The 25,241-nt window shown below is 67.0% G+C and carries 20 protein-coding genes; 10 read left to right on the top strand and 10 right to left on the bottom strand.

Annotated features, from left to right (window positions below):
- Nucleotides 1-27 precede the first annotated feature (27 nt).
- Together cobA and G5C50_RS16340 are read right to left on the bottom strand one after the other, a co-directional pair.
- A complete protein-coding gene (cobA, locus tag G5C50_RS16345) occupies nt 28-1,584 on the bottom strand; it encodes a uroporphyrinogen-III C-methyltransferase (protein ID WP_165071090.1) in 1,557 nt (518 codons plus the stop codon).
- A 223-nt stretch (nt 1,585-1,807) separates the two neighbouring features.
- Nucleotides 1,808-4,357, bottom strand: a complete 2,550-nt coding sequence (locus tag G5C50_RS16340; RefSeq protein ID WP_240907113.1) for a U32 family peptidase — start codon at nt 4,355-4,357, stop codon at nt 1,808-1,810.
- Between the two features lie 417 nt (nt 4,358-4,774).
- On the opposite strand from G5C50_RS16340, the gene G5C50_RS16335 reads away from it, so the two are divergent.
- The 3 genes from G5C50_RS16335 (at nt 4,775) to G5C50_RS16325 (ending at nt 8,006) form a co-directional block, all read left to right on the top strand.
- Nucleotides 4,775-6,262: an efflux RND transporter periplasmic adaptor subunit gene (locus G5C50_RS16335; RefSeq protein ID WP_165071089.1), complete on the top strand. Its 1,488-nt coding sequence runs from the start codon at nt 4,775-4,777 to the stop codon at nt 6,260-6,262.
- Between the two features lie 73 nt (nt 6,263-6,335).
- Nucleotides 6,336-6,968 carry a hypothetical protein gene (locus G5C50_RS16330; protein WP_240907112.1) on the top strand — a complete coding sequence of 211 codons (633 nt, stop codon included), beginning with the start codon at nt 6,336-6,338 and terminating at the stop codon, nt 6,966-6,968.
- Nucleotides 6,969-7,121: 153 nt separating this feature from the next.
- On the top strand, nt 7,122-8,006 hold the full coding sequence (locus tag G5C50_RS16325; protein WP_165071087.1) for a DUF4190 domain-containing protein: 885 nt from the start codon (nt 7,122-7,124) through the stop codon (nt 8,004-8,006).
- Nucleotides 8,007-8,039: 33 nt separating this feature from the next.
- Here G5C50_RS16325 and G5C50_RS16320 read toward each other — a convergent pair whose 3' ends face one another.
- Nucleotides 8,040-8,453, bottom strand: coding sequence for a 6-pyruvoyl trahydropterin synthase family protein (locus G5C50_RS16320; protein ID WP_165071085.1), 414 nt, complete (start codon nt 8,451-8,453; stop codon nt 8,040-8,042).
- Between the two features lie 89 nt (nt 8,454-8,542).
- Between G5C50_RS16320 and G5C50_RS16315 the strand changes: the two genes are divergently transcribed.
- The 3 genes from G5C50_RS16315 to G5C50_RS16305 all read left to right on the top strand — a co-directional run bounded on the left by G5C50_RS16315 (nt 8,543) and on the right by G5C50_RS16305 (nt 10,898).
- The gene (locus tag G5C50_RS16315) at nt 8,543-9,727 is read left to right on the top strand and encodes a family 43 glycosylhydrolase (protein ID WP_206107731.1); all 1,185 of its coding nucleotides are present in this window, start codon (nt 8,543-8,545) and stop codon (nt 9,725-9,727) included.
- Nucleotides 9,728-9,801: 74 nt separating this feature from the next.
- Nucleotides 9,802-10,503 (top strand): hypothetical protein, encoded by a 702-nt coding sequence (locus G5C50_RS16310; RefSeq protein ID WP_165071084.1) that lies wholly within the window; start codon nt 9,802-9,804, stop codon nt 10,501-10,503.
- A 47-nt stretch (nt 10,504-10,550) separates the two neighbouring features.
- The gene (locus G5C50_RS16305) at nt 10,551-10,898 is read left to right on the top strand and encodes a gamma-glutamylcyclotransferase family protein (RefSeq protein ID WP_165071082.1); all 348 of its coding nucleotides are present in this window, start codon (nt 10,551-10,553) and stop codon (nt 10,896-10,898) included.
- Nucleotides 10,899-10,994: 96 nt separating this feature from the next.
- Here G5C50_RS16305 and G5C50_RS16300 read toward each other — a convergent pair whose 3' ends face one another.
- Genes G5C50_RS16300 through rsmD form a run of 3 tightly spaced genes read right to left on the bottom strand, consistent with a single transcriptional unit; the run spans nt 10,995 to nt 14,081 of the window.
- Nucleotides 10,995-12,071 (bottom strand): leucine-rich repeat domain-containing protein, encoded by a 1,077-nt coding sequence (locus tag G5C50_RS16300; RefSeq protein ID WP_206107730.1) that lies wholly within the window; start codon nt 12,069-12,071, stop codon nt 10,995-10,997.
- Nucleotides 12,072-12,112: 41 nt separating this feature from the next.
- Nucleotides 12,113-13,453, bottom strand: coding sequence for a CCA tRNA nucleotidyltransferase (locus tag G5C50_RS16295; protein WP_165071078.1), 1,341 nt, complete (start codon nt 13,451-13,453; stop codon nt 12,113-12,115).
- The gene (gene rsmD / locus G5C50_RS16290; RefSeq protein WP_165071076.1) at nt 13,446-14,081 is read right to left on the bottom strand and encodes a 16S rRNA (guanine(966)-N(2))-methyltransferase RsmD; all 636 of its coding nucleotides are present in this window, start codon (nt 14,079-14,081) and stop codon (nt 13,446-13,448) included. The genes G5C50_RS16295 and rsmD overlap by 8 nt, the downstream gene beginning before the upstream one ends.
- Before the next feature lie 130 nt (nt 14,082-14,211).
- On the opposite strand from rsmD, the gene G5C50_RS16285 reads away from it, so the two are divergent.
- Both G5C50_RS16285 and G5C50_RS16280 read left to right on the top strand, forming a co-directional pair.
- Nucleotides 14,212-14,988, top strand: a complete 777-nt coding sequence (locus G5C50_RS16285) for a hypothetical protein (protein WP_165071074.1) — start codon at nt 14,212-14,214, stop codon at nt 14,986-14,988.
- A gap of 72 nt (nt 14,989-15,060) precedes the next feature.
- Nucleotides 15,061-15,804 carry a hypothetical protein gene (locus G5C50_RS16280; RefSeq protein WP_165071072.1) on the top strand — a complete coding sequence of 248 codons (744 nt, stop codon included), beginning with the start codon at nt 15,061-15,063 and terminating at the stop codon, nt 15,802-15,804.
- On the opposite strand, the gene G5C50_RS16275 is transcribed toward G5C50_RS16280, so the two are convergent.
- Nucleotides 15,801-18,887: a PVC-type heme-binding CxxCH protein gene (locus G5C50_RS16275; protein WP_165071071.1), complete on the bottom strand. Its 3,087-nt coding sequence runs from the start codon at nt 18,885-18,887 to the stop codon at nt 15,801-15,803. The two genes, G5C50_RS16280 and G5C50_RS16275, sit on opposite strands and share 4 nt — an antisense overlap.
- A gap of 195 nt (nt 18,888-19,082) precedes the next feature.
- On the opposite strand from G5C50_RS16275, the gene G5C50_RS16270 reads away from it, so the two are divergent.
- On the top strand, nt 19,083-20,954 hold the full coding sequence (locus G5C50_RS16270) for a pyrroloquinoline quinone-dependent dehydrogenase (protein WP_240907111.1): 1,872 nt from the start codon (nt 19,083-19,085) through the stop codon (nt 20,952-20,954).
- A gap of 724 nt (nt 20,955-21,678) precedes the next feature.
- Here the strand turns inward: G5C50_RS16270 and G5C50_RS16265 are convergent.
- From G5C50_RS16265 to G5C50_RS16255, 3 genes are read right to left on the bottom strand one after another with little or no spacing between them, the layout of a single operon-like run.
- Nucleotides 21,679-22,614 (bottom strand): hypothetical protein, encoded by a 936-nt coding sequence (locus tag G5C50_RS16265; protein ID WP_165071069.1) that lies wholly within the window; start codon nt 22,612-22,614, stop codon nt 21,679-21,681.
- Nucleotides 22,615-22,621: 7 nt separating this feature from the next.
- Nucleotides 22,622-23,200, bottom strand: coding sequence for a YceI family protein (locus tag G5C50_RS16260; protein WP_165071067.1), 579 nt, complete (start codon nt 23,198-23,200; stop codon nt 22,622-22,624).
- Between the two features lie 57 nt (nt 23,201-23,257).
- The gene (locus G5C50_RS16255) at nt 23,258-24,067 is read right to left on the bottom strand and encodes an HAD-IIA family hydrolase (RefSeq protein ID WP_165071066.1); all 810 of its coding nucleotides are present in this window, start codon (nt 24,065-24,067) and stop codon (nt 23,258-23,260) included.
- A gap of 191 nt (nt 24,068-24,258) precedes the next feature.
- On the opposite strand from G5C50_RS16255, the gene tal reads away from it, so the two are divergent.
- Nucleotides 24,259-25,230, top strand: coding sequence for a transaldolase (gene tal, locus G5C50_RS16250; protein ID WP_165071064.1), 972 nt, complete (start codon nt 24,259-24,261; stop codon nt 25,228-25,230).
- The last annotated feature ends 11 nt before the right edge of the window (nt 25,231-25,241 follow it).

The raw sequence follows: 25,241 nt of genomic DNA, 5'->3' as shown, positions 1-25,241 counted from the left end.
AGGAAGGTAGAGGGGGGCGGGCCGCTTTCACGTTCCAGGAACGGCCCGCGAGACGTGGGCGGCCAGAGCCTCGATCAGCCCGTCCCAGGAGTGGACGGGGGCCTCGACGGCGACGTTCCAGCCGAGTTCCCTGACGGTCGATGACGTGACCGGGCTGATCGTCGCCAGATTGATCTCGCGGCCGATCCGGCGACGGGCCTCCGGCGAGACGATCGCGTGCAGCCGCGCGGCGATCGCCGGGCTGGTCAGGGTAATCCAGTCAACCGTCCCCGCCTCGATGCGATTCAGAACGGCCGAAGGGAAGCTCTCCGCATCCAGGTTGCGGTAGACGGCCACCTGGTCGACTTCCGCCACCGCCGAGAGTTCGTCCTTGAGGATCGCCCTCCCGCGATCAGCCCTCGCCAGCAGGATCCGCGAACCGGCTGCGACTTTCCCCAGGGCTTCCGCCAGCGACTCCGATCGGAACGACGGCGGAATCAGGTCGGCGCGGAGATGATAAGCAGCCAGCGCCTGCGCCGTGGTTGGGCCGATCGCCGCCAGCCGAAGCCGTCCCAGGGCCCGCAGGTCGCGTCCCAACTCAAGCAGCCGGTCGAGGAACCGTCGCACGCCGTTGGAAGACGTGAAGACCAGCCAGTCGTAGTCGTCGAGGCGGTCGATGGCGGCGTCGAGCGGTCCGTGATCCTCGATCGCGCGGATCTCCACCGTCGGCGCGATCAGGGCCTCGGCACCCATCGCTTCCAGGGTCGCGGCCGAACGCAGGGCTTCCTCGCGAGGCCTTGTGACGACGATCCGGAGCCCGAACAACGGGCGGGATTCGAACCAGGCGAGCGCCTCGCGCTGGGCGACGACCTCGCCGACGACGAGCAGGGCGGGGGGGCGGACGCCGGCGGCCTGCACTCGTTCGGCGATCGTCGCCAGGTCGGCGACGACCACGTTCTGCACGGGGGTCGAGCCGGATGCGACGACCGCCGCGGGCGTGGCGGGCGATTTCCCCTCCTGGATCAGGGTGCGGGCGATCGTCGGCAGGTGGGTCACGCCCATGTAGAAGACGAGCGTGCCGGGGAACTTCGCGAGGGCTGACCAGTCCAGGCGCGAGGGGGAGTCGGCCTTCCTCGGCACGTCCGGGGCCTGGTGGCCCGTCACGAAGGCCACGGCTGAGGCGACGCCCCGGCTGGTTACAGGGATCCCCGCAAAGGCCGTCGCCCCCACGCCGGCCGTCACGCCGGGGACGATCTCGAAGGGAATCCCACGCTCGCGAAGGTAGGCCGCCTCCTCCGAACCTCGGCCGAAGACCAGAGGGTCGCCCCCCTTGAGGCGGACGACCGAGCGCCCGGCGGCGGCGTGCTCGGCCAGAGCGGCGTTGATCTGGTCCTGCGTCATCGTGCAGTGGCCGACCGACTTCCCCGCGCAGATGCGAAGAGCCGTCTCAGGAGCCAGGTCCAGCAGTCGCTCGTTCGCCAGATGGTCGTAGACGACCACCTCGGCGCGGGCGAGGGCTTCGGCTCCTCGAACGGTGATGAGCCCCGGATCGCCGGGACCGGCTCCGACGAGGACGACGGTTTTGGGGAGGAGCGCGGCGGTCATAGGGATTTCTCCCCTGAGACCAGCGTCAAAGAGGATGACGGGCTTCCCCCCTCGCGGAGGAAGACAGATCGCGAAGCGATCAGTTGAGGGGGACGACTGCCGTCGGACGCGCAACCGATGGGCGGTTTTTTCACCCGGCGCCGATCCCCCCTCATCCGGCCGCTTCGCGGCCACCTTCCCCCGCGAGGGGGGAAGGCCGTTGCGGTTAAGCGTCGTGGCTCAATCATGACAAAACGGCCAGCGGGCCGCGGGTGACGCCGTACTGGTTGGACGCCTTCAACTCGCGCCAGAGGGTTCGGCCGTCGCGGAGGCCGGCGGCCGTTTCGCGGTAGAGGGTCAGGGTCCGCGATACGGTCTCGGGGGAGTCGTCGAGGAACTCCACGCGGAGGTTCCGGACGCCCCGGGCGATCAGGCGGGGGAGGAACTCGGCGGCCGTCTGAGGGACGGCGTTGAACAGGGTGTTGCGGCAGCCGACGTCCGCCTTCAGCGGGTGCTCCTTGCCCACTCGGTCGCGGAGCTTGACGTCGTGGTGGTCGCAGGGGCGGCCGCAGTTGGTGTGGTCGGTCCCCGGCGAGAGGAACGCGCAGAAGACGCAGTGCTCCATGTGGAACATCGGGATTTGCTGATGAATCACGACCTCCAGCCAGTCGGTCGGGGTCGCCTCGATCAGGTCGAAGAGCTGGCCGGCGTCGAGGTCGTACGAGGCCGCCACGCGCTCGGCCCCGCGCTCGCGGAAGAGGGCGACAGTCAGCGGATTGGACGCGTTGAGCGAGAAATCGGCGACGAACGGGACGCCCGTCTCGGCGCAGAAGGCCAGCCCGCCCGCGTTGCGGACGAGGAGGCCGTCGGCCCCGGACTTCACCAGCGCCTTGAACAGGTTCCGCTCGGCCGGCTTCTCGATTCGAGGGCTGGCGACGTGGATCGGCAGCCCGACGCGGCGGGCCTCGGCGACGGCGTCCTTGTATTCCTTGATGTCCTGGTAGTCGGCGTAGATCGCCGATGCCCCAGCGGCCGCGGCGGCGGCGATCTGGTCGGTCCGCCGGCAGAGGGCGACAAGACGCGGCGGTTGGTCCGCGAGACGCTCCTGAAGCTGGCGATCGGCCTCGGCCCGGATGGGCGCCAGCAGCCCGGGGAGGACCGGCTCGGCGGCCATCGGCCGGGGAGGGGGGGCGTCGGCGAGGGCGTCCAGGCGGGCGGTCAGGTCGCGGCGAATCTGGTTGAGGAGACTCTTGGGGACCATCGGGGCCCCCTCGATCTCGGCTTCGAGGTCATCCAGCCGATACGCGGTCCCTCCGAGGCGGCCGAGTTGTTCGCGGAGCAGGGCGTCGTCCGCCGGGCGCGATTGGGCGGCGGCGAGCGGGGCGTCGCCGAGGGCCTCCGCGACCAGTCCCGTCGCCGTGCGGGCCTCGACGCGGATCGGCTCGCCGACCGCCGCGCGAACCTTCATGGCGAGCCCCACCTGCCGGGGCGAAGGGCCCTCGAACGTCTTCCGCAGACGGGCGGTCAACTCGGGGTCGTCCGTCTTCCAGGCCCGCTGGCCCGGGTGCAGGCGGGAAAAATCCATGTCGCCTCGGCCGAAGCGAAGCTCGACGAGGTCCGGTCGGCCGGCGATCGGGACGACCTCATAGACGCGGCCCCCTTGCTCGGGGACGCCCATCGCCTCGTCGCCGTCAAAGACCAGGCCGTCCCCGGGCTTGATCCCGGTGACGGCTTTCAGGTGGACCCCCGCGCGGGCGAGGCCGTGGATCTCGCCGAGAAGAACCCCACGCTTCTTGGCGTAATCCCCGCGCACCAGGATCTTGTGGTCGACTCCGTCGAGGAAACCGTGGCTGAAGCCTCGGGAGAAGGACATTTCCATGTCCTCGACCTCGCGAGGCGTGAAGGCGACGGTGCGGCCCTCCCAGGCCTCGTCGATCGCCCTTCGATAGTGGCGGGTGATGTTGGCCACGTACTCGGGCGATTTGAGCCGGCCCTCGATCTTCAGGCTGGCGACCCCCGCTCCGATCAGATCCGGGACCAGATCGTAGGCGGCGAGGTCCTGCGGACTGAGGAGGTACTGGGTCTTCCCGAGATCGACGTCCTCGCCGTCGCAGACGATCTGGTAGGGCATTCGGCAGGCCTGGGCGCACTCGCCGCGATTCGCGGAACGACCGCCGAGGGCCTCGCTGGTCAGGCATTGACCCGAGTAGGCGACGCAGAGGGCCCCGTGGACGAAGACCTCTACCGGAATCGTCGATTCCGCGCGGACCCGGCGGACCTCGTCCAGCGACAGCTCTCGCGCCAGGATCACCCGCGAGCATCCCAGCTCGGCGGCCAGGCGGACGCCCTCCTCGCTGGTGATGGACATCTGGGTTGAGCCGTGGATTTCCAGATTGGGAGCGACCGCGCGGATCAGCCGGGTCAGGCCGAGGTCCTGAACGATCACAGCGTCGACGCCGGCGTCGTTCAACTCGCGGAGGGTCGCCTCCACGTCCGCCAGCTCCTTGGGAAAGATCAGGGTGTTGAGCGTGACGTAGCCCCGGACGCCGTGGCGTCGCAGGAAGGCCATCGTTTCCGAGAGGTCCAGCCCGTCGAAGTTGGAGGCTCGGATTCGGGCGTTGTGCCGCTTCAGTCCGAAGTAGATCGCGTCGGCCCCGTTGGCCACGGCCGCGCGGACGCATTCGCGGTCGCCGGCCGGCGCCAGCAGCTCGGGCTTCACCCGCGCGAGCGCCCCCGCAACGGTTCCCGTCCCGACCGCCACGCCCGCTTCGATGCCCGTCGCCGCTGCGCTCAAGTTGCCGACCCCGGTTGGATATCACTCCCGGCTCGCCGACGGCGCGCCGTATTCCTTCCATTATGGCCCTGGAGGTCAATCCCTCAAGGGAACCCGCTGCAATCGGCGCGAGCGTACTGGTCGTTGCGTTGGGCTTGCGTCTGTAAGATTTTTGTTTTACAATCGTGGGTAAGATGAAGATAGTCAAACGACGTGAAGGATCGCCGAACGTCTTGAGGAGCGAACTCTTGGTAAGGCGGTCGGGATCCGATACATTCTGAAGTCGATGGTGGATTCCGAAGCCGGAATCCCCTCGACCGCTTCCCCCCGGACGAGGGCCCTTAAGCCGTCGTCCTCGACCCCCGCCGACTGAAGCGCGTCGCCCCGCCCCCCTTTGCGACGTGCGGCCTGAACATGCGATGGAAGAGGAGTCACCCGATGCCCGCCTCAAAGAGAGTCTCCACGTCTCTCGGCCTGATCGCGGCGACCGTCGCGGCCGGTTCGATCTGGGCGTACGCTGCGGGATATCGCCTGCCGGGCGCTGGTCGCCCGCGAGACCTCACGGTGAAGTATCAGTTCGCGCCGGTGAGCCGAACCGTTCTGGAGGGGTCGTTGACGACTCCCGGCCGGTTGGAAAGCTCCAAGCGGACGGTCGTCGAATGCGAACTTGAGAGTATCAGCATCGGCGTGATGGGCCGCGCCCTCTCCGCCGGCGGAGCGTCGACGCTGCTGACCGTCGTCCCCGACGGCAGCCGGGTGAAGAAGGGGGACGTCCTGGCGACTCTCGATTCCTCGAGCTACGAGGAACTCCTTCGCCAGCAACGGATGACCGTCGAACGCTCTCGGGCCGATCACCACCAGGGCGAGCTTGAGCTGGATGTGGCCAGGTTGGCCATCAACGAATACCGCAACGGCCTGATGGCCGAGACGGTCAAGGATCATCAGCGTCTGATCGCCCTGGCTGAGTCCGAGTTGAGCCGCAGCAAGGACCGGCTCGACTGGGCGACCAAGATGAACGCCAAGGGCTACGTCGCCGCCAGCGTCCTGAAGACGGAAACCCAGACGAACGCCAAGGCCCAGGTGGCGCTCGACAGGGCCAAGGGCGCTCTCACCCTCTTCGAACGCTTCACGGCGTCCAAGGTCATCAAGCAGCTTGAGGGGGCGATGCTGGCCAAGGAGGCCAACCTTCGCTATCAGGACACGCGGCTGGCCCGGAACCTCGACCGTCTTGCGAAGCTGGAAAAGCAGGTTGAGCTTTGCACCATTCGGGCCCCGCACGACGGCTACCTGATCTACGCTAGCGACGCCCGCCGCGGGATCGTGATCGAGCCGGGGATGTCAGTGCACCAGAAGCAGGACCTCTTCTATTTGCCCGATCTCTCGCAGATGGAGGTCGTGGCGATGCTGCACGAGTCGGTGGTCGATCGGGTGAAGCGAGGGATGAGGGCCCGGATCGCCTTCGAGGGGGCCCCGGACGTATCGGTCACCGGCCGCGTGACCTCGGTCTCGCCCCTTCCCGTTTTCGACGACCGCTCCGACGTTCGCTATTTCGAGAGCATTGTGAGGCTCGACCAGGGAGCCGGCCGCGAGTTGATGCCGGGAATGACTGCGCGAGTCGACCTGACCATGCCTCCCAAGAGCAACGTCCTGGCCGTTCCCGTCGAGGCGGTGGCGACCGAGCAGGACGGCGATTACTGCTACGTCGTTCGCGGTGACGGTGGGAGCCTGGAGAAACGTCGGGTGGCCGTCGGCCAGGCGACCCTTGACCTCCTGGAGGTCTCCCAGGGGCTTGAAGAAGGGGAGCAGGTCGTGCTCAACCCCCGTCCTGACGAGCTGGCCGACGACCTGGCCGAGCCCGTCCCCGTTCCGGCCGCCGAACCGACCTCGGCCGCTCAACCGGACGGCCCGATCGCCGCTTTGCACTGATCGCGACGGAGGCGCCGACGAGGGCGTCGAAACCGCTCGTCGGGTCGTCGATCGAGCTCACGAGCCTCGGGCGTTGAGGCCGAAAAAGGATGAAGTCGAGGTTCGTCGCTTCCGGCTCGGCCGTCGTCGCGAGCCCGACCCTCGATTCCATCCCCGAGAAGACTCCCTCGACGCCCTCATGCCTCCAAAACGCAACAACGGCGGTTCTCCATCGGGTGCCGGCGCGCATCCCCTCGTCACCGCGCTCCTCGTCGTCGGAGCCCTGGGATGGGCGCTCGCGATGCTCGTCCATCGAGGGATGCTGGCCTGGCCGCCCGTCCGGCTGCTCTCCTCACTGGCGACGGTCGCCGGCTGTCTGGCGCTGGTCGGCCCGGTCATCCTGGCCCGTTCCGGCAAGGCGGCGGGGAGCCTGGGGGAGCTGATCTGGATGACGGGCGGGCTCCTGATCTGGATTTTCAACCTGGAGTGCGTCGTCCGGGGGGATTTCCGGTCGATCGACTGGGCGACGCCTCTTGGCCCTCGTGCGATGGGCCTGATCATTCTGGCGGTGCTTCTCGCAGGGCTTCGCTCCGGACTGGCGGGGCGCGACTGGTCGTGGACGAATGTGACCGGTTGGGCTCTGGGGCTGTTCTGGGTCGGGCTCGCCTTTGCGACCTGGGCCCTGGCGTCGGGGAGTGGGCCCCTGGCCGGTCTGGCGCTGCGGTGATCCTTGACGCTCGGCACCGCAGCGATTAGCCTCGATGGCACGACGCACGCCCATAACCCGGACATCCTGCGCGCCGGCTTTTCGCTTCCGTTTTCGACATCGTCGCATCGACTCATCGTCGTCCGGGTCGGGCGCTCCAGGAGCTTCCTCAAAGTGGCCATCGAGCACGAGTCTACCCGACCCGACGAATCCGACCTCAAGATGCTTCGCAGGTCGGCCATCGAGAACGAGATCCCGACCTACCGGGCCGTCAGCAGCCTTGCCGTTGTTGCGGTCCTCTTCGGCCTTCTGGGCGCTCTGAGTTTCACCCACTGGGCCTTCTACCTCTGCGCCGCGGTCGCCGTCGTGCTGGGTTTCCTGGCGGACCGGTCGATCCAAAAACGGTCGGACGTCCTCACAGGGCAGGGGCTCGCCCGCGCGGCGATGGCGATGGGGCTGATCTTCGGGTTGTCGATCTTCACGATCTCGGCCGTACAGCATTTCCTGGCGAAGCGCCAGGCCGCCGCCTTTGCCGTCGAGTACGGCGAACGGCTGAAATCCGGCTCGCTGGCCGAGCTCTACTGGATCGGTCTGCTTCCGCAACAGCGCGCCAACGTCACGCCCGAGGATAACCTCAAGCAGATGCAGTCCCAGGCCTCGGAAGCGCCGATGATGGACATGAAGTACGGCGCTCTCCGCAAGTTGTCTCAGGATCTGCACGGCTCGCCGGAGAGCACCATCAAGTTCAACTCGATCGAGAAGCTCGAGCGTGAGGACCTGACCCTCGTCGCCCTCGCCCTCTTCGACGTGCACGTCGGCGAGATCAAGGACGAGCACAAGGAGGGCGAAGCGGCCAAGGAGGGGGAGGCCGAGCACAAGCACGAGCACCAGGAGCCCCACGACGACTATGCTCTCGCCGTCATCAAGGGGATGGTGCCTGAGAACAAGAACGCGTACGAGTGGTGGATTGAGGACGTCCTCTATCCCTATAAGCCGAAGACGGCCGCTCTCCCCGAGAAGAAGGTCGACGACGGCCACGGCCATGCGGGCGGGCACTGAGGCAAGCTGGACGAAGCCGAACCGGGCGAGGGCTCAAACCTCGCCCGCGCCGGTGTAAGTGGCGAAGCAGTTGGGGGTTTCCCACAGCACGACCTCGACGATCGGCAGGCCGGCGGCCTTTCCCTGGTCGTAGATCAGCCGGGCGATGTTCTCCGCCGTGGGATTGACGTCCATCACGAAGACGCGTTCCCCGCGCTCCTGGAGCAGGGGGAGGATCGGGTCGTCGCGGCGGAGGATCATGTTGTGGTCCAGCTCCTCGTCGATCCAGCGCTGGAGCTTCCGTTTGATCTCGCCGAAGTCGACGAGCATCCCCTGAGCGTCGAGCTCCTTCCCCTCCAGCGTCACCACGGCGAGCCCGTTGTGGCCGTGGAGGTGCCGGCACTTGCCTGCGTATTCAAGCAGGCGGTGGCCGTAGCAGAATTCGATCTGGCGGGTCACTCGATACATGGCGGGCTCCCTGGGCTCGCGGTCGTGGTCCCTCCATCTTAGACTTCGCCCGAGCGGCGGCAAGCGGACCCAACCTCGGAGGACGGCTCGTGTTCAGGCCCGTTCGATTCGTTCTTGGCTGTGCGTTCGTGATCGCGACGACCGTCTCCAGCCCCGCGCAGGTGGTCGAGACCAACCCTCAATTCCAGGTCGAGAAGACCGACCGCCGGCCGCAACCGGTGATGGACGCCGAGACGATCCGCGCCGGGTTGAAGAGCCGCGATCGGGCCCTCCACATCAAGGCCGGCTGGATCCGCGATCCTTACATCACGCTCGGCCCCGACGACTTCTATTACCTGACAGGCACCCAGCCGAACGAGGGCGATCCTCGCGAGGCGGCCGACCCCTACAACATCGGCCTTGGGAAGGCGAGCATCGTCGGCGATCAGGTACGCCTTTACCGCAGCCGCGACCTCATTCAGTGGGAGTCGCTGGGGACGCCCTACACGCTGGCGGATTCGTTCCACGTCCGCGAGGCCGGCAAGAAGCCGGTCGAGCCCTTCATCTGGGCGCCCGAGGTCCATTGGCTGGGCGACCGCTGGGCCCTCGTCCATTGCCCGGCCGCCCTGGCGAGCCTCGCACTCACGAACGGGCCCGAGCTAAAGGGGCCATGGACTCATCCGATGGGCCGAACCCTGGGCGAGCGCCACGACCCCTCGCTGTTCAAGGACGACGACGGCACCTGGTATTTGCTCTGGCTGAACACCCTCATTGCGCCGCTCAGCAAGGACTTCACGCACTACACGGCTGACCCCGTCCGGATCGACCCCGCCGGCAGCCGCCCTGGCCCCCAGGGAACGCCGATCAGCCGGATCGGCCACGAGGGGGCGACGATGATCAAGGTCGGCCCGAAGTACGTCCACCTCGGCACGGCCTGGTCGACAGATCGCGGCCGCAGAGGCTCGTACAACCTCTACTACTGCACGGCCGACAAGATCACCGGCCCCTACGGCCCCCGGAAGTTCGCCGGCCGCTTCCTGGGCCACGGCACCCCCTTCCGGGACCGCGACGGCCATTGGTGGTGTACGGCCTTCTTCAACGGCAACGTCCCGCCGCTCCCCCGCGAGGGCATCGAAACCCGCGACCTCCGCGACAACGCCCAGACCATCAACGAACAGGGCGTGACGATCGTCCCCCTGGACGTGAAACTCCTCCCCGACGACGAAGTCTCCATCCGCGCCCTCGACCCGGCTTACGCGACTCCGGGGCCGGACGAGGTGCAGCGATTCCAGTGAGGGCGTGCGATTGCTAGGATTGCAACAGGCTGAAGCGGAGGGGGGCGTCTGGGTTATGAGATGGGAGTCCGACCATGAGGGCCGAGAGGGTCGGAATGCGGGCGGCTTTCACGACAGCTCTGATCGTCGCGAGTCTCATGGTCGTGGATCGTTCCGTGGCGCAGGATGCGTATTTCCCCCCGTTGATCTTCGCGCCCAAAGTCGAGGGTCTCAACAATTTGATTGATGAATTGACGACGATCAATCTTCGAGCGTTGAAGGAGCCGTCGCTCTGGAAACTGTCGCGGGAGAACCGGACGGTGGTCAGTTACAGGTTCTTGTGGATCGCGGCGAACGAGCATCCGATGAGCCTTCGCCTCACCCGTTCCGGGGATGACGTCGTTTTGAACGTCAAGAGTCATGACAAGCCGCCGCAGGCGACCGAGGCGCGGTTGCGACTCGACAAGGAATTGAAGCTGAAGTTCGACGAGGGGAGGCGAATCGTCGATTCACTTGAGAAGACGAAGTTCTGGAAGGCTCCCGTGTCGGTCAAGGAAGGCCGAGGGATCGGGGACGGCGATGTGATCGTGATCGAAGGCGTGAGGAACGGCGAATACCATGTCATCGATCGGGCGGGATGCACGACGGGGGAGTCGTATAAGGCGTTCTGTCGAGCCATCCTGAATGCGGCCGGCGAACCGAATGCGCTGAAGACCTGGGAGCGAATACGTCAGGCCGAACGCAAGTCGCCGGATTACGTCGCCGAACCCTCCGAGACCGAGGATCTGGGCGACTGAACTTGAGTGGACTGAGGAAGAGCGTTCCAATCCGACCTGAAGGTAGCATGACCCATCGACTTTTTGTCTACGGCACCCTGGCCCCCGGCAGGCCCAACGAACACATCCTCGCGCCGATTCCCGGCGAATGGGAGCCGGCGACGGTTCGAGGCAGGCTGTATCCGGAGGGCTGGGGGGCAGCGGCCGGTTATCCTGGAATCGTCCTGGAGCCGGAGGGCGAGGAGGTCTCGGGCCTTCGCTTCGCCTCCGAGAGCCTTCCGCAGCATTGGGGCCGTCTCGATGAGTTCGAGGGGCCGGGGTACGAGCGCGTCCTGACGTCGGCCAGACGCCAGGACGGCACGATTGTCGACGCCTACGTCTATCAGCTCAGCAGCGCTCCGATCGATGGCGACTGACGATCCCAGGGTCTACCTCCGACACCTTGGGCGCCGACAGGAAGAATCCGTCGGCGTTCTCTGATCCGAAGACTTCGGGCGGCGAGGCACATGAGGTCAATGAAGCTGAAGGAAGACGTTCGAGCCTGTTCGGCGGAAGGCCCCAGCGGCTTCGTGCGTGTATTTGTGACGATCGGCTCCGTCGCACTCGGGGGCGTTCCAGATCTGGACTCTCTTCAGGGAGGGACATCTCTGAAGAGTCTCCAACCCGGCGTTGGAGATCTGGCTGCAATTTAGAGTGAGGACCTCAAGCCTCGACAGGTCGCACAGATAGGGCAGGCCCGTGTCGGTGACCCTCGTACCAGCAAGATGCAGGTAGACGAGATTCCGCAGGTTTTTGAGATGGATCAACCCTCTATCTGAGACGTGCGTGTCTTGCAAGCTGAGAGTCGTGAGACTCGAAAGGGGACGCAGATGGACGAGGCCCGCATCCGTGATCCGGGTGTTGTCCAAATAGAGACCCGATAACTTTGACAGGGGACGCAGGTGGACGAGTCCCGCATCCGTGATTTTGGTTTCACCGAGACCGAGAGATCGGAGTTCGCTCAGACGCGAAAGATGGCGGAGCCCTTCGTCGGTAACCAAGGTTCCGAACAGGCTCAGTCCCTGGAGGCTTTTCAATCCCGAGAGCCGAACAAGCCCCTGATCACCGATCCTGGCGTAACGCAGCTCTAGGTCGAGCAGTACATCCAAGTTCGCCAGAGGTGCCAGTCCCTCGTCCGACACCGATGGTTCGCTCAACCGAATCGATTGGAGACGGTCGAGGTCGCCGGCGGCGGCCGTCTCCCGATCGCCGAAGTTGGAATCCCACGCTTCCAGATAGGTCGGATGTCCCACATAGTCCGGGTCGAGCTGGTCGAGCAGCCAGGCAGGGAGACTCAGTTCCTGCGCATCGGGGTCTGGTGGTCGTCCGTGATACTCGATGTCGTACCCGACGGTTCCACCGGCTGTCTCGATGACATGTACGGCGTTGCGCTGAATGTGGGCGCTGTTGACGACCCAGCCCAGGACGCTGGCCGTAAGTGCGACGAAAACGAGCAGACCCCGGACGCTCCATCGCCTTACGAGGCGATTCACCCAGCGACATCGAACATGGTTCGCGTCCATATCCAGGAGACTCCGATCGCGGGCCATGGACGACCGACAGGCGTCTCGTGAGGGGCGGGGATCACTCTTTACATCGTGGTCAGTTCCCGGTCGACGAGTTCCAGGGCCTCGCGTTTGTTGTGGATGCGCGATTCGAGTTGAGCTTCTCGGACGGCTTCGAGGATCGTGGCGAAGTGTTCGCCGGGCTTGAGGCCGTGGCGGACGAGGTCGTGGCCGGTGAGGAGCGGGGGGGGGTTGATCGGGCCGGCGGGCTGGTGTTCGAGGTAGTATTCGCAATAGTCGACGTGGCGGGCGTTGCCGACCGTCGCCAGGGCGTCGGCGCGGTGGAGCGCCAGCAGTTCGTCGACGCCGGGGCTGGCGAGCATCCGCTTGAGCTTGGACTCGCGCAGGCGTTCGGCCTCGCCGAGGTACTGGTGGAACGTCACCAGCCATGCGAGGCGTTCGCGCTCGGCGTTGGAGAGCTTCAGCCGACGCGCCATGTCGTCCGCGATCCGACCGCCGACGGACTCGTGATTGTGATAGCTGACCCGCCCTCCCTCCTGGACCTGCTTCGAGAACGGCTTGCCGACGTCGTGCAGCAGGCCGGCCAATGCGAGGGGGAAGCTCGCGTCGTGGGGGAGCAGCGAGAGCGTCAGCAGGAGGTGGTCCCAAAGGTCCCCCTCGGGCTGCATCGGCTTGCCCTGGAAGAGCCCCTTCGCCCGGACGAGCGGCGGCAGCACCGCAGCCATCAGGCCGCAGTCCATCAGCATGTCCATGGCCCGCGCACGGCTCGGGTGGGTGAGCATCCGGCGCATCTCCTGGGCGATCCGCTCGGGAGAGACGATGTTCACCTCGGCGGCCATCGCGCTGACCGCCGCCAGCGTCGTCGGCTCGATGTGCAGGTCGAACCGCGAGGCGAACCGCACGGCGCGAAGCAGCCGCAGCTTGTCCTCGGCGAACCGCGCGGAGGGGTCGCCGATGGCCCGCAGCCGCCTGCCTTCAAGGTCGGCGCGGCCTCCGACGTAGTCGACGACCTCGCCGCCGATCGGGTCCATGAACATGCCGTTGATCGTGAAGTCCCGACGCTCGGCGTCCTCGCGAGGCGAGCTGAAGACGACGCCGCTCGGTCGACGGCCGTCGATGTACGCCAGGTCGCTGCGGAACGTGGCGATCTCGACCTCGTTCCCCTTCATCCGGGGATGTCGCACTTTCACGACGCCGAACGACGCCCCGATCGTCAGCGAGCGGAAGGGGAGAGCGGCCGTGGCCTGTTCCGGCGTGGCGTCGGTGGCGACGTCGTAGTCGGCCGGCGTCAGCCCCAGCAGGATGTCGCGCACGCAACCGCCGGCCCACAGAGCCTGATAGCCGGCGCGGCGGAGACGGACGACGATCTCCTCGGCGAACTCGCGGCGGGCGCGGGGATCAGCCATCGCCGACCTCCTCGCCGGCCCCCTCCTCGGCGACCTCTTCGGCTTCCGACCCCTCGTCGACCTCGACGCCGTCGCGGGTCCAGAACGCGATCTGGGTGTCGCCGTAGCGGCGGATGTCCCAGCGGTCGAAGTCGGGGAGGATCGAATCGTCCAGGACCCGGCCGGCCTCCAGCGCGATGATCGAGCCTTCGGGGAGATGCTCGACGAGATGGTCGAGCGTGGCGCGGATGCGTTTCACGCCGGTTTCGTAATCGCGATAGGGCGGGTCGAGGAAGACGGCGAGCGGCCGACCGATCTCCGCGGCGTGGACCCGGGCCCATCGGTAGGCGTCGGCCAGGCGGATCTGGCTTCGGTCCTGATACCGGAGCTTGTTCACGTTGGTGTGGATCAGGGCGACGGCCTCGCGATCCTTCTCGACGAACACGGCCCCCTCGGCGCCCCGGCTGAGGGCTTCCAGGCCGATCGCTCCCGTCCCCGCGAACAGGTCGACGGCCGTCCTCCCCGGCATCATCGCGCCGACGATGTTGAACAGCGACTCGCGCACCAGGTCGCTTGTCGGCCGCATGTTCGCCGTCGCGCGCGGGCCCTCGATCTTGTGCCCGCGCTTCTGCCCCGCGATGATCCGCATGTCAAACCAAGCTCCAAGCCACGACCCGCCCCTCGCCGGCGGGGCGAGGGCTGACCTCCAATCATAAGTCCCGGCCGACGATTGGAGCAATCCGAGGGGCGGGAAGTTCGCGGACGGAAGGGGCGGATCGATGAACGGCTCGACGCTGGACGAACTCGCTGCGCGATCCCACCGACTTGAAATCATCGTGGCGGTCCTCGGCGTCGCCTGCGTGCTCTTGGCGGCGGCGACGATCCTGGCCTTGGTGCAAGTGATCCGACGATTACGGTTCAAGGGTGGAGTGGTCTTCAGGGATCGTCTGGGAAAGGCCCGGATTTCGATGGACCTGAACGAGAACTCGAGCATGCTGAACTTTCGGGATCAGGGGGAGCGGGTGCGGATGGCTCTTGGTGTTCACCGAGATCGTCCGACGCTGGCCTTCATGGACGCTGAGTCTCGGCCCCGCCTCGTTGTAGGGATCGATACCGACGGCAGCGCGGCTCTTTGGATGAATGACGATAAGGGGGAGCCGAGACTTTCGGCGTTCATGCGCGAGGGCGTCGGGCCGGTTTTGCAGGCGACTGACGAAACGGGAGCCGTCCGGGTGAGGTTGGGAATCACTCTCCAGGGCGATTCCAGCTTCGAGTTGCTCGATCCATCCGGCGACGTCCAACTCGTCGCAGCCGTGGCCAACGACGCAGGGCCTTCGTTCTACCTGCTGGATGGGTCATGCAAGACATGCGTGGCGATGGACACCCGGGCTTCGGGAGAGCCGACGCTACGCATGACGAATCGTAGCGGCGACTGTCACATGTGGGTCGGATTCAATGAGAAGGGCGAGCCGATCTGGGGACCGTTTGGAGGAGGTGAGGAGAATGACTCTCCGAGCCCTCCAGACGAGACACCAGCCGGAGACGAATCAGCGTAGTCTCAAACCTTCATCGGAACGCTTCGGCGCACTCGGTGGAGCCGAGCCGTTGGGTCAATCGGGGAGGTTGACTTGGAAGAACTCGCGAGTCGCATCCATCGACTTGAGATCATCGCCAGCGTCCTTGGGGGGACTCTTGGTCTGCTCGTGGTGTCGGCGACCATCCTGTTCGTGTTCGCGAACCGTCGTCTACGCTTCTCGACTGGGGCCGTTTTCAGGGATGAGGAGGGCCGGGATCGGATTTCGATCGACCACGATGTGATCAGGCTCTCGTTCGGTGATTGCGAAGAACATGGGTGGGCGACTCTCGGCTTGATCGACGACGACAATCCTGGGCTGGTGCTTATGGATGAGAACTCTCGGATTCGCCTTGGGGCGGGTGTCGGTTCTGATGATCAGACGTCTTTCTGGATGACCGATAGCAAGGGGGAGTCTCGGCTCTCGGCCACCTTGCTCAAAGGGACTGGACCGGTCCTAATGGCCACGGACGCCACGTCAGCGACCCGGTTGAGGTTGGGGATTGTCGAGGGGGAGTGCTTCCTGGAACTCTGTGATCAAACGGGGAACACCTGGCTCGTCGCGGGCATTGGGAGCGATGGCAAGCCGAGCCTCCGGATGGGTGACGAATCGAGCAAGATGCGAGTTGTCATGGACACCTGGCCCTCGGGCGAGCCGAGAATGTTCCTGACGAATCGTAGCGGCGAACACGAGATGTGGGTCGGATTCAACGAGAACGGGGAACCCATCTGGGGGGCGTCGGGCAAGGATGAACAGGGGCTGACTCCGGAGTCATCGGGCGAACCTCGGACGGATTAAGGCGCGGCGGGCAGGGCCGTCTGGGATTTGCCCATGAGGTATCCGAAGAGGTCGCGGATCTGGTCGGGGGTGAGGTTGTCCAGGAGGCCGTCGGGCATGAGGGAGGCGGGGGTCTGGCGGATCTCCTCGATCTCGTCGCGGCGGAGGACGACGGGGTCGTTCTGGGAGACGAGGGTGATGGTCTTGTCGGTCGGCGAGCGGACGAGGCCGTTGAGGGTGCGGCCGTCGGTCGTCGCGACGACGGCGACGCGGAACTCGGCGTTCACGACGGCGCCGGGGTCGACGATGTTGTCGAGCAGGTAGTCGATGTTGTCTCGCCCCGCGCCGGTGAGGTCGGGGCCGACCTTCCCTCCCTGGCCGTACAGGGTGTGGCACGCGGCGCAGGTCTTGTCGAACAGGGCGCGGCCGCGGGAGCGGTCGGCGTGTGCGAGGTTCTCCGGGGTCTGCTCGGCCTTGATCCTGGCGACGGCCGCTCGTTTGTCGTCCGGCGTGTCGCGGATCTCGCCCCAGGCTTCGGCCAGCTTGCGCGAGAGGTCGGCGTCGTTCAGCGTGCGGATCTGCCGGGCCTGGTAGCTGGAGAGGTCCCCGCGGGGGATCGCTCCTGCGGCGATGCCGTCGAGCAGGGCCTTCGCCAGGGCCGGCCGCGCGACGAGGGCGTCGATCAGGGCGGGTCGCTCAGAGGGGTGGAACGACTTGTAGCTGCGGACGAGCGTCGGGCCGATGGCCGGGTCGTCGAACAGGGTCAGGCCTCGGCTCGCGGTCGAGTTGAGGAAGCGGACGCCCAGGAGCTTCTCGCAGATCGAGCGGAGGTCGGCCGGACGGTCGGCGATCAGGGTCTGGAGCGCCGAGCGGCGGACGTCGAGGGGGGCCTTGCCGTCGAGGGCGAGGCGGCGGATCTCGTCGAGCGCCCGGCCGTCGCCGAAGAGAACTCCCAGGTCGCGGACCCTGGCACGCGTCGCATCATCGGTCGCGGCGGCGAGCTTCGCCGAGGCCGCCTCCCAGCCCGCCGGCCTGGGGGCCTTCCGCCAGCCTCGGAGGCCGTCGAGCAGGCCCTGGAGGATGTCGGCGCGGAAGGCCGGGTCGGACGAATCGGCCGCGGCCGTGATCAGGGCGTCGACCGGGGCGGGCTGCTTGTCCAGACTCTCCGCCAGCCGTCGGGCGATCAAGGTCCGGGTCGTCGGCCAGGTGCAGCCGATGGCGATCTTCGCGAGCGCCGAGGGATCGGCGTCGGCCACGGGGATCAGACCGTACCAGACCATGAGCGGCAGATCGTGGTCGTTGGCGTCCTCGGCCCGCGAGACCAGCGCCGCGGCGAGCGCCGGACGATGCTCCACCGGAAGCCGCTGGAGCGTCGAAGCGAGGGTCAGGCGGACCAGGCCCGAGCGGTCCTCGCGGGCCATGCGAATGAACTCGGGCCGGACGATCTCGGCCGTGGCTTCCGCTACGCCTTCATCTGCCGGCTCGAGTTTCCGCTTGGGCCGGTCGCCGACTGCCGTATCGAGCGGCCATGCATCGGTCAGCAACCGAATCACCCAGGCGCGGACGGCCTCGTTTTCGTCGCCGCGTAAGACGATGAGCAACCCGTCCTGTAGTCGGCCGATCCCGGCGAGCGTCCAGAGGGCCTGGAGCCGCAGTTCCGACTTGGCGATCGCGGCTGTTGTGAGGAGGGTGCGAACGTGGGTTGTATCCTCGCCCTTCACCGCGCGGTCGACCAGTTGCAGCCGGGCCATGCGCGACCGCCAGCCGTCCTCGCTGGCGAGCATGCCGACCAGTTCGAGGGTGCTGGCCTTCGTCAGGTCGATCGGTCGGGCTGGGGTGGGCTTGCCGTAGGTGATTTTGAAGATCCGGCCCGAGGTCCGGACGACGCCCGTGCTGTCGTGGCATTCGCCGGCGTCGCTCCAGTCGAGGACGTAGACGCCGCCGTCGGGACCGGCCGTCAGGTCGATGCCCCGGAATTTGAGGTCGGGGGAGAAGAACCGATCGGGCTCATGCTTGCCGACGAACCCCGCGCCGGAGCGTTCCAGGCGCTCGACGTTCGCACGACGGCCGTGGAAATTGAGGGTGAAGAGCTTGCCGCGGTCGGCCGCCGGCCACTGCGTCCCCTGGTAGATCATGACGCCGCTGTGGGCGTGCCCGCCGCCGAGCCGGCCGTGCTCGCCCGAGGCCGATCGCGAGTCGGTCCAGTCCTTGGCGGTGTCCCAGTGGTAGTGGTCGGCGTGCTGGTCGATCAACGCGTAGGAATGCGGGTTGGCGTCCACGGTGTGCGGGCGGGCGTAGTGGGCGCCGGGGATGGAGTGCCAGAGCTGGCCGTTGACCGTGTTGATGAAGAACAACTCCCCGCGAGCGTCCCAGTCGTGGCCCCAGGGGTTCGTGGTCCCCTGGGCGAGGGCCTCGAACCGCTTCGAGCGGGGGTCGAACCGCCACATCGTGCCGGCGATCGGGATGCGGTCGGCGTCGGCCGTGCCGGGGACGCCGATCCGCCCGGGGCTCGACGCCCCGCAACGGCCGTAGAGCCAGCCATCAGGACCCCACCGCAGGCCGTTGGCGAAGTTGTGGTAGTTCTCCTGCGGCACCGTGAAGCCGTCCAGGACCGTTTCCGCCGGGCCGTCGGGGCGGTCGTCGCCGTCGCGGTCGGGGATGAAGAGGACCTTCGGCGGGCACATCAGCCAGACGCCCCCGCGGCCGACCTCGACGCTCGTCAGCATCTGCACGTCGTCCGTGAACACCGTGCGCTTGTCGAACCGGCCGTCGCCGTCGGCGTCCTCGAAGATCAGCACCCGGTCGCGGAACCGCAGGTCGAACCGGGCGGAACGCTCGGCGTACGTGTAGTTCTCGGCGATCCAGAGCCGCCCGCGCGCGTCCCAGGCCGAGGCGATCGGGTTGCGGACGTCGGGCTCGGCGGCGAACACCGAGACGTGGAACCCGTCCGGCACCTTGAACCCGGCCGCCGCCTGGTCGGCGGGCATCGGCGGCGACTTGTCGGGATCGGTGTCGATCACCTGGGGAAAGTCGTCGCTCCGGGCCGCCGACGCGAGGACCAGAACGAGGATCCCGATCCGGCCTATGAACGAGGCTCGACGCATGGCACGTTTCCCGGGTGACGACAAGGATGAGCCGGTTACAGAATTCAGACGCTAATCCCTCCACGCTCGTGCGGCAAGCCCCCGCGCCCGCTATGGTAGGATCGCCGTCTCGAACCCACCGCAGTCGTCGATCGGACTCATACCTTCGGGGTCGCCCTCATGGGAACAAGTAGGCAAATCGGTCGGGGTTGGCTCGTGCTCGGCCTCGCTTGCGTCTTGCTGTTGGTCGGCCGCGCCTCGGCCCAGACGGACCCGGCCGGCGACTGGCCGAGGGTTGGGAACGATCCGGGGGCGATGCGGTATTCGTACCTCTATCAGATCAACCGGGGGAACGTCTCGCGGTTGAAGCCGGCCTGGACGTTCCACACGAAGGAGCTGGACGAGAAGGGGAACGGCAAGACGATCGAGTGCACGCCGATCGTGATCGACGGCGTCATGTATCTCACGACGGGGAACCTCAAGGTCGTGGCTCTCGATGCGGCCACCGGCGAGGAGAAGTGGCGGTTCGACCCGCTGACGGAGAAGCCGTCGAAGTATCCGTTCTCCTCGGGGGGCGTGAATCGAGGCTGCGCCTTCTGGTCGGACGGCAAGCCGGACGGCGAGCGTCGGATCCTGCACGGGACGTCTGACGGTCGGCTGTTTTCGCTGGACGCGAAGACGGGAAAGCTCGACCCGAAGTTCGGCGAGGACGGCGTCCGCGACATGCATGCAGAACTCGATCCGAAGGTTGCGAAGCTCCCTTATGGGCCGACCTCGGCGCCGGCGGTCTGGAAGGACCTGGTGGTCGTGGGCGTTTCGTGCGGCGAAGGCCCGGGGATCGCGGCTCCCGGCGACGTCCGGGCGTTCGACGTCCGAACCGGGGCCCAGGCCTGGTCGTTCCGGACGGTTCCTCGTCCCGGCGAGTTCGGGGCCGAGACCTGGGGGGCGGAGGCCTGGAAGGACCGCGGCGGGGCCAACGCCTGGAGCGGGCTGAGCGTCGACCTCGAGCGCGGGATGGTCTTCGCCGGGCTCGGCTCGGCCTCGTTCGACTTCTACGGCGGCGACCGGCCGGGCGACAACCTCTTCGCCAACTGCGTGTTGGCCCTGGATGCGAAAACAGGCCGTCGCGCCTGGCACTTCCAGACGCTCCGCCACGACATTTGGGACCACGACCTGCCGACCTATCCCGTCCTCGTCACGGTCGAACGCGACGGCCGCAAGATCGACGCCGCGGCGCAGGTCACCAAGACGGGCTTCCTGTACCTCTTCGACCGCGTCACGGGCAAGCCGCTGTTCGACATCCAGGACGTCCCCGTCGCGAAATCGGAGATCACCGGGGAACTCGCCGCGACGACTCAGCCGATCCCCGTCAAACCCCCGCCGTTCGCCGCCCAGAAGTTCGACGAGTCCGACGTGACCGACATCGGCGAGGCGAACCGGAAGTCGGTCCTGGAACAGCTCAAGGGTCTGAAGTACGGCCCGGCCTTCCTGCCGCCGAGCCGCGAGGGGACCGTCCTCGTCCCCGGCTTCCACGGCGGGGCGAACTGGTCGGGGGCGTCGTTCGACCCGACGACCGGGCGGCTGTACGTCAACTCGACGAACATGCCCAACATCATCACGATGACCGAGACCGAGGCGGCCAAGGTCGTCCAGCACGGCCCGTTCGTCCACAAGGGATATATCCAGTTCCGCGACCATGAGGGCTACCCGGCCATCAAGCCCCCGTGGGGACTGCTGAACGCGATCGACCTCAAGTCCGGCGACTTTGCCTGGCGGTCGGTGCTGGGTGAGCACCCCAAGCTGACCGAGCGGGGCATCCCGCTCACCGGCACCGAGAACTTCGGCGGCTCCATCGTCACGGCCGGCGGGCTGGTCTTCATCGCCGGCACGCTCGACGAGCGGATCCACGCCTTCGACAAGGAGACCGGCCAACTTCTCTGGGAGCACGACCTCCCCGCCGGCGGCTACGCCACTCCTTCGACCTACCGCGCGAAGGGCCGCCAGTTCGTCGTCATCGCCGCCGGAGGCGCGGGAAAGTTGAGGACGAAGGCGGGAGACGCCTTCGTGGCCTTCGCCCTGCCGGAGTGAAGCGGGGCGTCGGCTTCGATTTGGCTTTGTTCGCGTGATGTGACAGCGTCGCAAGTCCTTGGCGGAAAACGCGTTTTGCTTCGTGAGGCGCTGGCTTCGTTCGGGTGCTTTCGCGACCGTTCTCGCCCAGTATTCGCCGAGGAAAGTAGCCAAGGGTGCCATGGCCACGCTTGCGTGGCCATGCGATTGGCGACGGTCCTGCAACCGTCCTACGCCGGTTCATGGCCACGCTTGCGTGGCCATGGCACCCAAGGTTCAACTCCCACGAGTAGTAGGAGTTCGGTCGATGCCCTGATGCCTTGGGGCGACACTCTCTCCTCCCGCATGCCGCGGCAACGTGCTCGATCCCACCGAATTGTCAAAGAGGAGCCTTACGCCGCACCGTCCCTCACTCTTCGCAGACCGCCTCGATTGGGTCCGAAATGGGTTCGTCCGTCTGGGGGTTGAACCTGTGAGCGGCGGTGTAAAGACTGATGATCACGGTGTTTGCGTTGCGGCCAAGCGGCGGCTTCGTTTGACGGCTTTCGTAGTGGTTGCCGTTGGCGGCTCGAGGTCATGGGGACGCCGTGGTGCCGCTCGGTGGCGGTCCGCACCCGCGTTCTCCATCTCTATCAGGGCTCCCAGACCGCGATTGCGATCGGGATAAAACGCCTTCGGCCCGGCTTGCGCGGTGGGATATGAGGATTTTGATGGCAGTAGCGATGGGCGGGCGGTGAGAGGGCCGTCAGCGGAACTGGCTGTAGTCGTCTACCGAGGGACCGTCAACCTTGACGCCGGCGGCGGCCTCTTTGGTCTGGAACCGATGGACCGTCAAACCAACCGCCGCCGCCGTGGCGAGGGCGACGAGCGTCAGGCCGAGGATCGTGCGGACGAACGGTCGGAATCTGGCGAGGGGCAGGACTTCGGGGAGTGCGGCGAGCATCGGGGCGAGGAAGAGGATCGCGGCGGCGTCCGGCTTCAACTCACCGAAGCAATAGCCGACGAGCAAGAGGCCGAACAGGATCACGACGCCCGCGCCGGGGAGGGCGTCGCGGTCGTCACCCCGCCAGAGGGCCGCGAGGATTGAGCCGCCGGCCAATGCCGCTCCCAGAGGGAGTCCGTTCATGCCGCCGGAGGCGTACCCCGAGAGCATCACGGCCAGGCTCGCGCCGCCGACCGCGACCGCCAGGGCGAACGGCACGCGAAGGGTCGAGGCCGACCGCTTGGTCGTCCATTCCAGCAGCGACCATCCCGCGAACAATGCCAGGCCGAGGCCGGCGAGGATCGAGTAGCGAATCGCCGGAGGCCACTCGGCCGAGCCCGGCCCGGCCAGGTCGGCGACGTAGCTCGACCCGTAGAGCAACACCGGCGCGACGGCCATCGAGGCGACCAGCCGCACGACGATCTTCACGGCTCGGGAAGCTCGAGGCGTGTTCCCCGCCGCGTCCAGCAGCAGGACGGCCGGGAGGACCAGGAGCAGGAAGCGGTCCTGGTCCTCTCGGGGCGGCCATTTCGGATGGACGTCCAGGACGAACAGGCCCGCGCACGCCCCGAGGGCGATGGCGAGGGCCTGGGCGACGCCCGCCCAGCGGCGATCGAGCCATCGGCCCGCCGCGACCACCAGGGCCGAGACGAGCAGGGCAGCCGCGATCGATTCCAGGATTAGGACGGGGTCGGGCATGGGGCGATCAGGACTTCGTGCCTTCGAAGCTGATCTGAATGACGACCTCGTCGCCGGCGGCGGGGATCATCTTGTCCATGCCAAACTCCGACCGCTTGATTGAGATCTCGGTGGAGTAACCGGTGCGCTGGACGCCCTTGGGGAACTCGCCCGTCTTGCCGCCGACCAGGACGAGGGTGACGGGCTTGGTGACGCCGTGCAGCGTCAGATCGCCGACGACCTGCAGGCCGTTGGCGTGCTTGGAGACGGAGGTGCTGACGAAGGTGATGGCGGGGAACTGCTTGGCGTTGAAGAAGTCCGGGCTCTTGAGATGCCCGTCGCGCTGGGCGTTGCCGGTGTCGAGGCTGTCGACCTTGGCGACGATCTGGAACTTGGAGGCCTCGGCGTTCTGGGCGTCGATCGTGAACGAGCCCGAGACGTCGTTGAAGCGGCCGTAGGTCCAGCTGAAGCCGCCGTGCTCGACCTTGAAAACCGTCGCGGTGTGGGCGGGGTCGACGGTGTACTTGTCGGCCGCCTGCGCGGAGGAGGTCGTCGCCAGGCTCAGAACGGCGGCCAGCAGGCCCGAGGTCGTCGCGAGTGCACGCATTGTCGGCTCCGGTGGAGGGTAGGACGTGAGGCGTCGCAGCGACGCCTCGCCCCGATTCTACCGGGCGGAGGAAGCCCCTTCCGCAGCCTCGCGCCAGAGGCGGAGCAGGTCGGGGAGGCCGTCGACGGCCAGGCTGGGCTCGACGAGGGCGGGAACGTCCTCATGGGGAGCGACCCAGACGGTGAACATCCCCGCCGCCCGGCCGCCGACGATGTCCGAGGCCTGGCTGTCGCCGACCATCGCCGCCTCGGCCGCCGAGCAGCCCAGCCGGGCGACAGCTTCTTCGAACAGCCGGGGATGGGGCTTGCCGACGACGATGGGCCGAACCCGCGAGGCGGTGGCCACCGCCTCCACGAGCGCGCCGCAACCGGGGTCGAATCCGTCGGAGACGGGATAGCGGGCGTCCAGGTTCACCGCGAAGAAGGCCGCTCCGGCGGCCACGGCTCGCGAGGCGGCTCGGAGCCGGCCGAAGTCGAACATCGGGTCGTTGGCGACGACCACGGCTCGGGCCTCGGTCCAGCGTTCGGGGGGGATCGGGGTATGGCCGGCGTCGGCCAGCGAGTCCGACAGGTCGTCGGTCCCGATCGCCAGCACGGGGACCGGACCAACCCGCTCGAGCAACTCCGCGGCCGTGAGGTCGAAGGCGGCGACGACCTCGGCGGCCGTGGCCGGCACTCCCAGGCGAGTCAGCTCGCGGGCCAGCGCGGTCGCCCCTTTGCGCGAGGAGTTGGACGCGAAGACGACCGCCAGCCCGGCGTCCCGCATCGCGGCCACGATCTCCGCCGCACCCGGAAGCAAACGCGGGCCGGCCCAGATCGTGCCGTCGAGGTCGAACGCGAATCCCCGGATCGTTCGCAGGCTCGTCAAAGGCTCCTCCCCTCCGGCTCCGTCGGCTTCCCCCCGAGCGTGAGAGTCTACCACGTTCGGCCCGCCGGCCCTACCCGATCGCCCAGCGAGCGATGTTCCCAACAGTCGCCCATCGCTATAATGCCTTCTGGAAGCGACGTGGAACACGATGTCGAATGCATCCTTGAACGCCAGCGAGCGAGGAACGCGGAATGAGCCTGCTTGACCAGTTGCGTGCGATGACGGTGGTGGTGGCCGACACTGGTGACATCGAAGCGATCGCCCGGTACAAGCCCCGCGACACCACCACGAACCCATCGCTCCTTTACAAAGCGGCCCAGATGCCGCAGTACAAGCGGATCGTCGACGCCGCCGTCTCGTTCGCTCAGTCGACCGAAGACGATCCCAAGGCCCAGCTTGAAGCCTGCATGGACAAGCTGGCCGTCGGCTTCGGCAAGGAGATTCTCCAGATCGTCCCCGGGCGCGTCTCGACCGAGGTCGACGCCCGGCTCTCGTTCGACGTCGAGGGGACCATCGCCAAGGCCCGCCACCTGATCGACCTGTACAAGGCGGAGGGGGTGGACAAGGATCGGATCCTCATCAAGATCGCCTCCACCTGGGAGGGGATCCGGGCCGCCGAGCGGCTGGAGAAGGAAGGGATCCACTGCAACCTGACGCTGCTCTTCAGCTTCCCGCAGGCCGTCGCCTGCGCCGAGGCCGGCGTGACCCTGATCTCGCCGTTCGTCGGCCGGATCCTCGACTGGCACCTGAAGGACCGAGGCGTGAAGTCGATCCCGCCGACCGAGGACCCGGGCGTCGAGTCGGTGCAGCGGATCTACCGCTATTACAAGTCCCACGGCTACAAGACCGAGGTCATGGGCGCCAGCTTCCGGAACATCGGCGAGATCGTCGAGCTGGCCGGCTGCGACCTGCTGACCATCTCCCCCGACCTTCTCAAGGAGCTGGAAGCGACCGACGAGACGCTCGTTCGCAAGCTCTCCCCCAAGGCCGAGGGCGAATCCGAGCCGAAGATCTCGCTCGACGAGAAGGGCTTCCGCTGGATGCTCAACGAGGACGCCATGGCGACTGAGAAGCTCGCCGACGGCATCCGCAAGTTCGCCGCCGACATCGTCAGCCTGGAGAAGCTCGTCTCCAAGATGATCGGCCAGCCGGTCGGCGTCTGAGTCGTTCGCCG

It is taken from the genome of Paludisphaera rhizosphaerae (genome assembly GCF_011065895.1).
Taxonomy (GTDB): Bacteria; Planctomycetota; Planctomycetia; order Isosphaerales; family Isosphaeraceae; genus Paludisphaera; species Paludisphaera rhizosphaerae.
The sequence above is the reverse complement of the archived record's forward strand: the minus strand, read 5'-3'. Positions and strand labels throughout refer to the sequence as shown.

Coding starts and splice junctions, on each gene's coding strand:
- cobA (WP_165071090.1), bottom strand. CDS start 1,584: ATGACCGCCGCGCTCCTCCCCAAAACCGTCGTCCTCGTCGGAGCCGGT.
- G5C50_RS16335 (WP_165071089.1), top strand. CDS start 4,775: ATGCCCGCCTCAAAGAGAGTCTCCACGTCTCTCGGCCTGATCGCGGCG.
- G5C50_RS16320 (WP_165071085.1), bottom strand. CDS start 8,453: ATGTATCGAGTGACCCGCCAGATCGAATTCTGCTACGGCCACCGCCTG.
- G5C50_RS16310 (WP_165071084.1), top strand. CDS start 9,802: ATGAGGGCCGAGAGGGTCGGAATGCGGGCGGCTTTCACGACAGCTCTG.
- G5C50_RS16305 (WP_165071082.1), top strand. CDS start 10,551: ATGACCCATCGACTTTTTGTCTACGGCACCCTGGCCCCCGGCAGGCCC.
- G5C50_RS16300 (WP_206107730.1), bottom strand. CDS start 12,071: ATGGCCCGCGATCGGAGTCTCCTGGATATGGACGCGAACCATGTTCGA.
- G5C50_RS16295 (WP_165071078.1), bottom strand. CDS start 13,453: ATGGCTGATCCCCGCGCCCGCCGCGAGTTCGCCGAGGAGATCGTCGTC.
- rsmD (WP_165071076.1), bottom strand. CDS start 14,081: ATGCGGATCATCGCGGGGCAGAAGCGCGGGCACAAGATCGAGGGCCCG.
- G5C50_RS16285 (WP_165071074.1), top strand. CDS start 14,212: ATGAACGGCTCGACGCTGGACGAACTCGCTGCGCGATCCCACCGACTT.
- G5C50_RS16275 (WP_165071071.1), bottom strand. CDS start 18,887: ATGCGTCGAGCCTCGTTCATAGGCCGGATCGGGATCCTCGTTCTGGTC.
- G5C50_RS16265 (WP_165071069.1), bottom strand. CDS start 22,614: ATGCCCGACCCCGTCCTAATCCTGGAATCGATCGCGGCTGCCCTGCTC.
- G5C50_RS16260 (WP_165071067.1), bottom strand. CDS start 23,200: ATGCGTGCACTCGCGACGACCTCGGGCCTGCTGGCCGCCGTTCTGAGC.
- tal (WP_165071064.1), top strand. CDS start 24,259: ATGAGCCTGCTTGACCAGTTGCGTGCGATGACGGTGGTGGTGGCCGAC.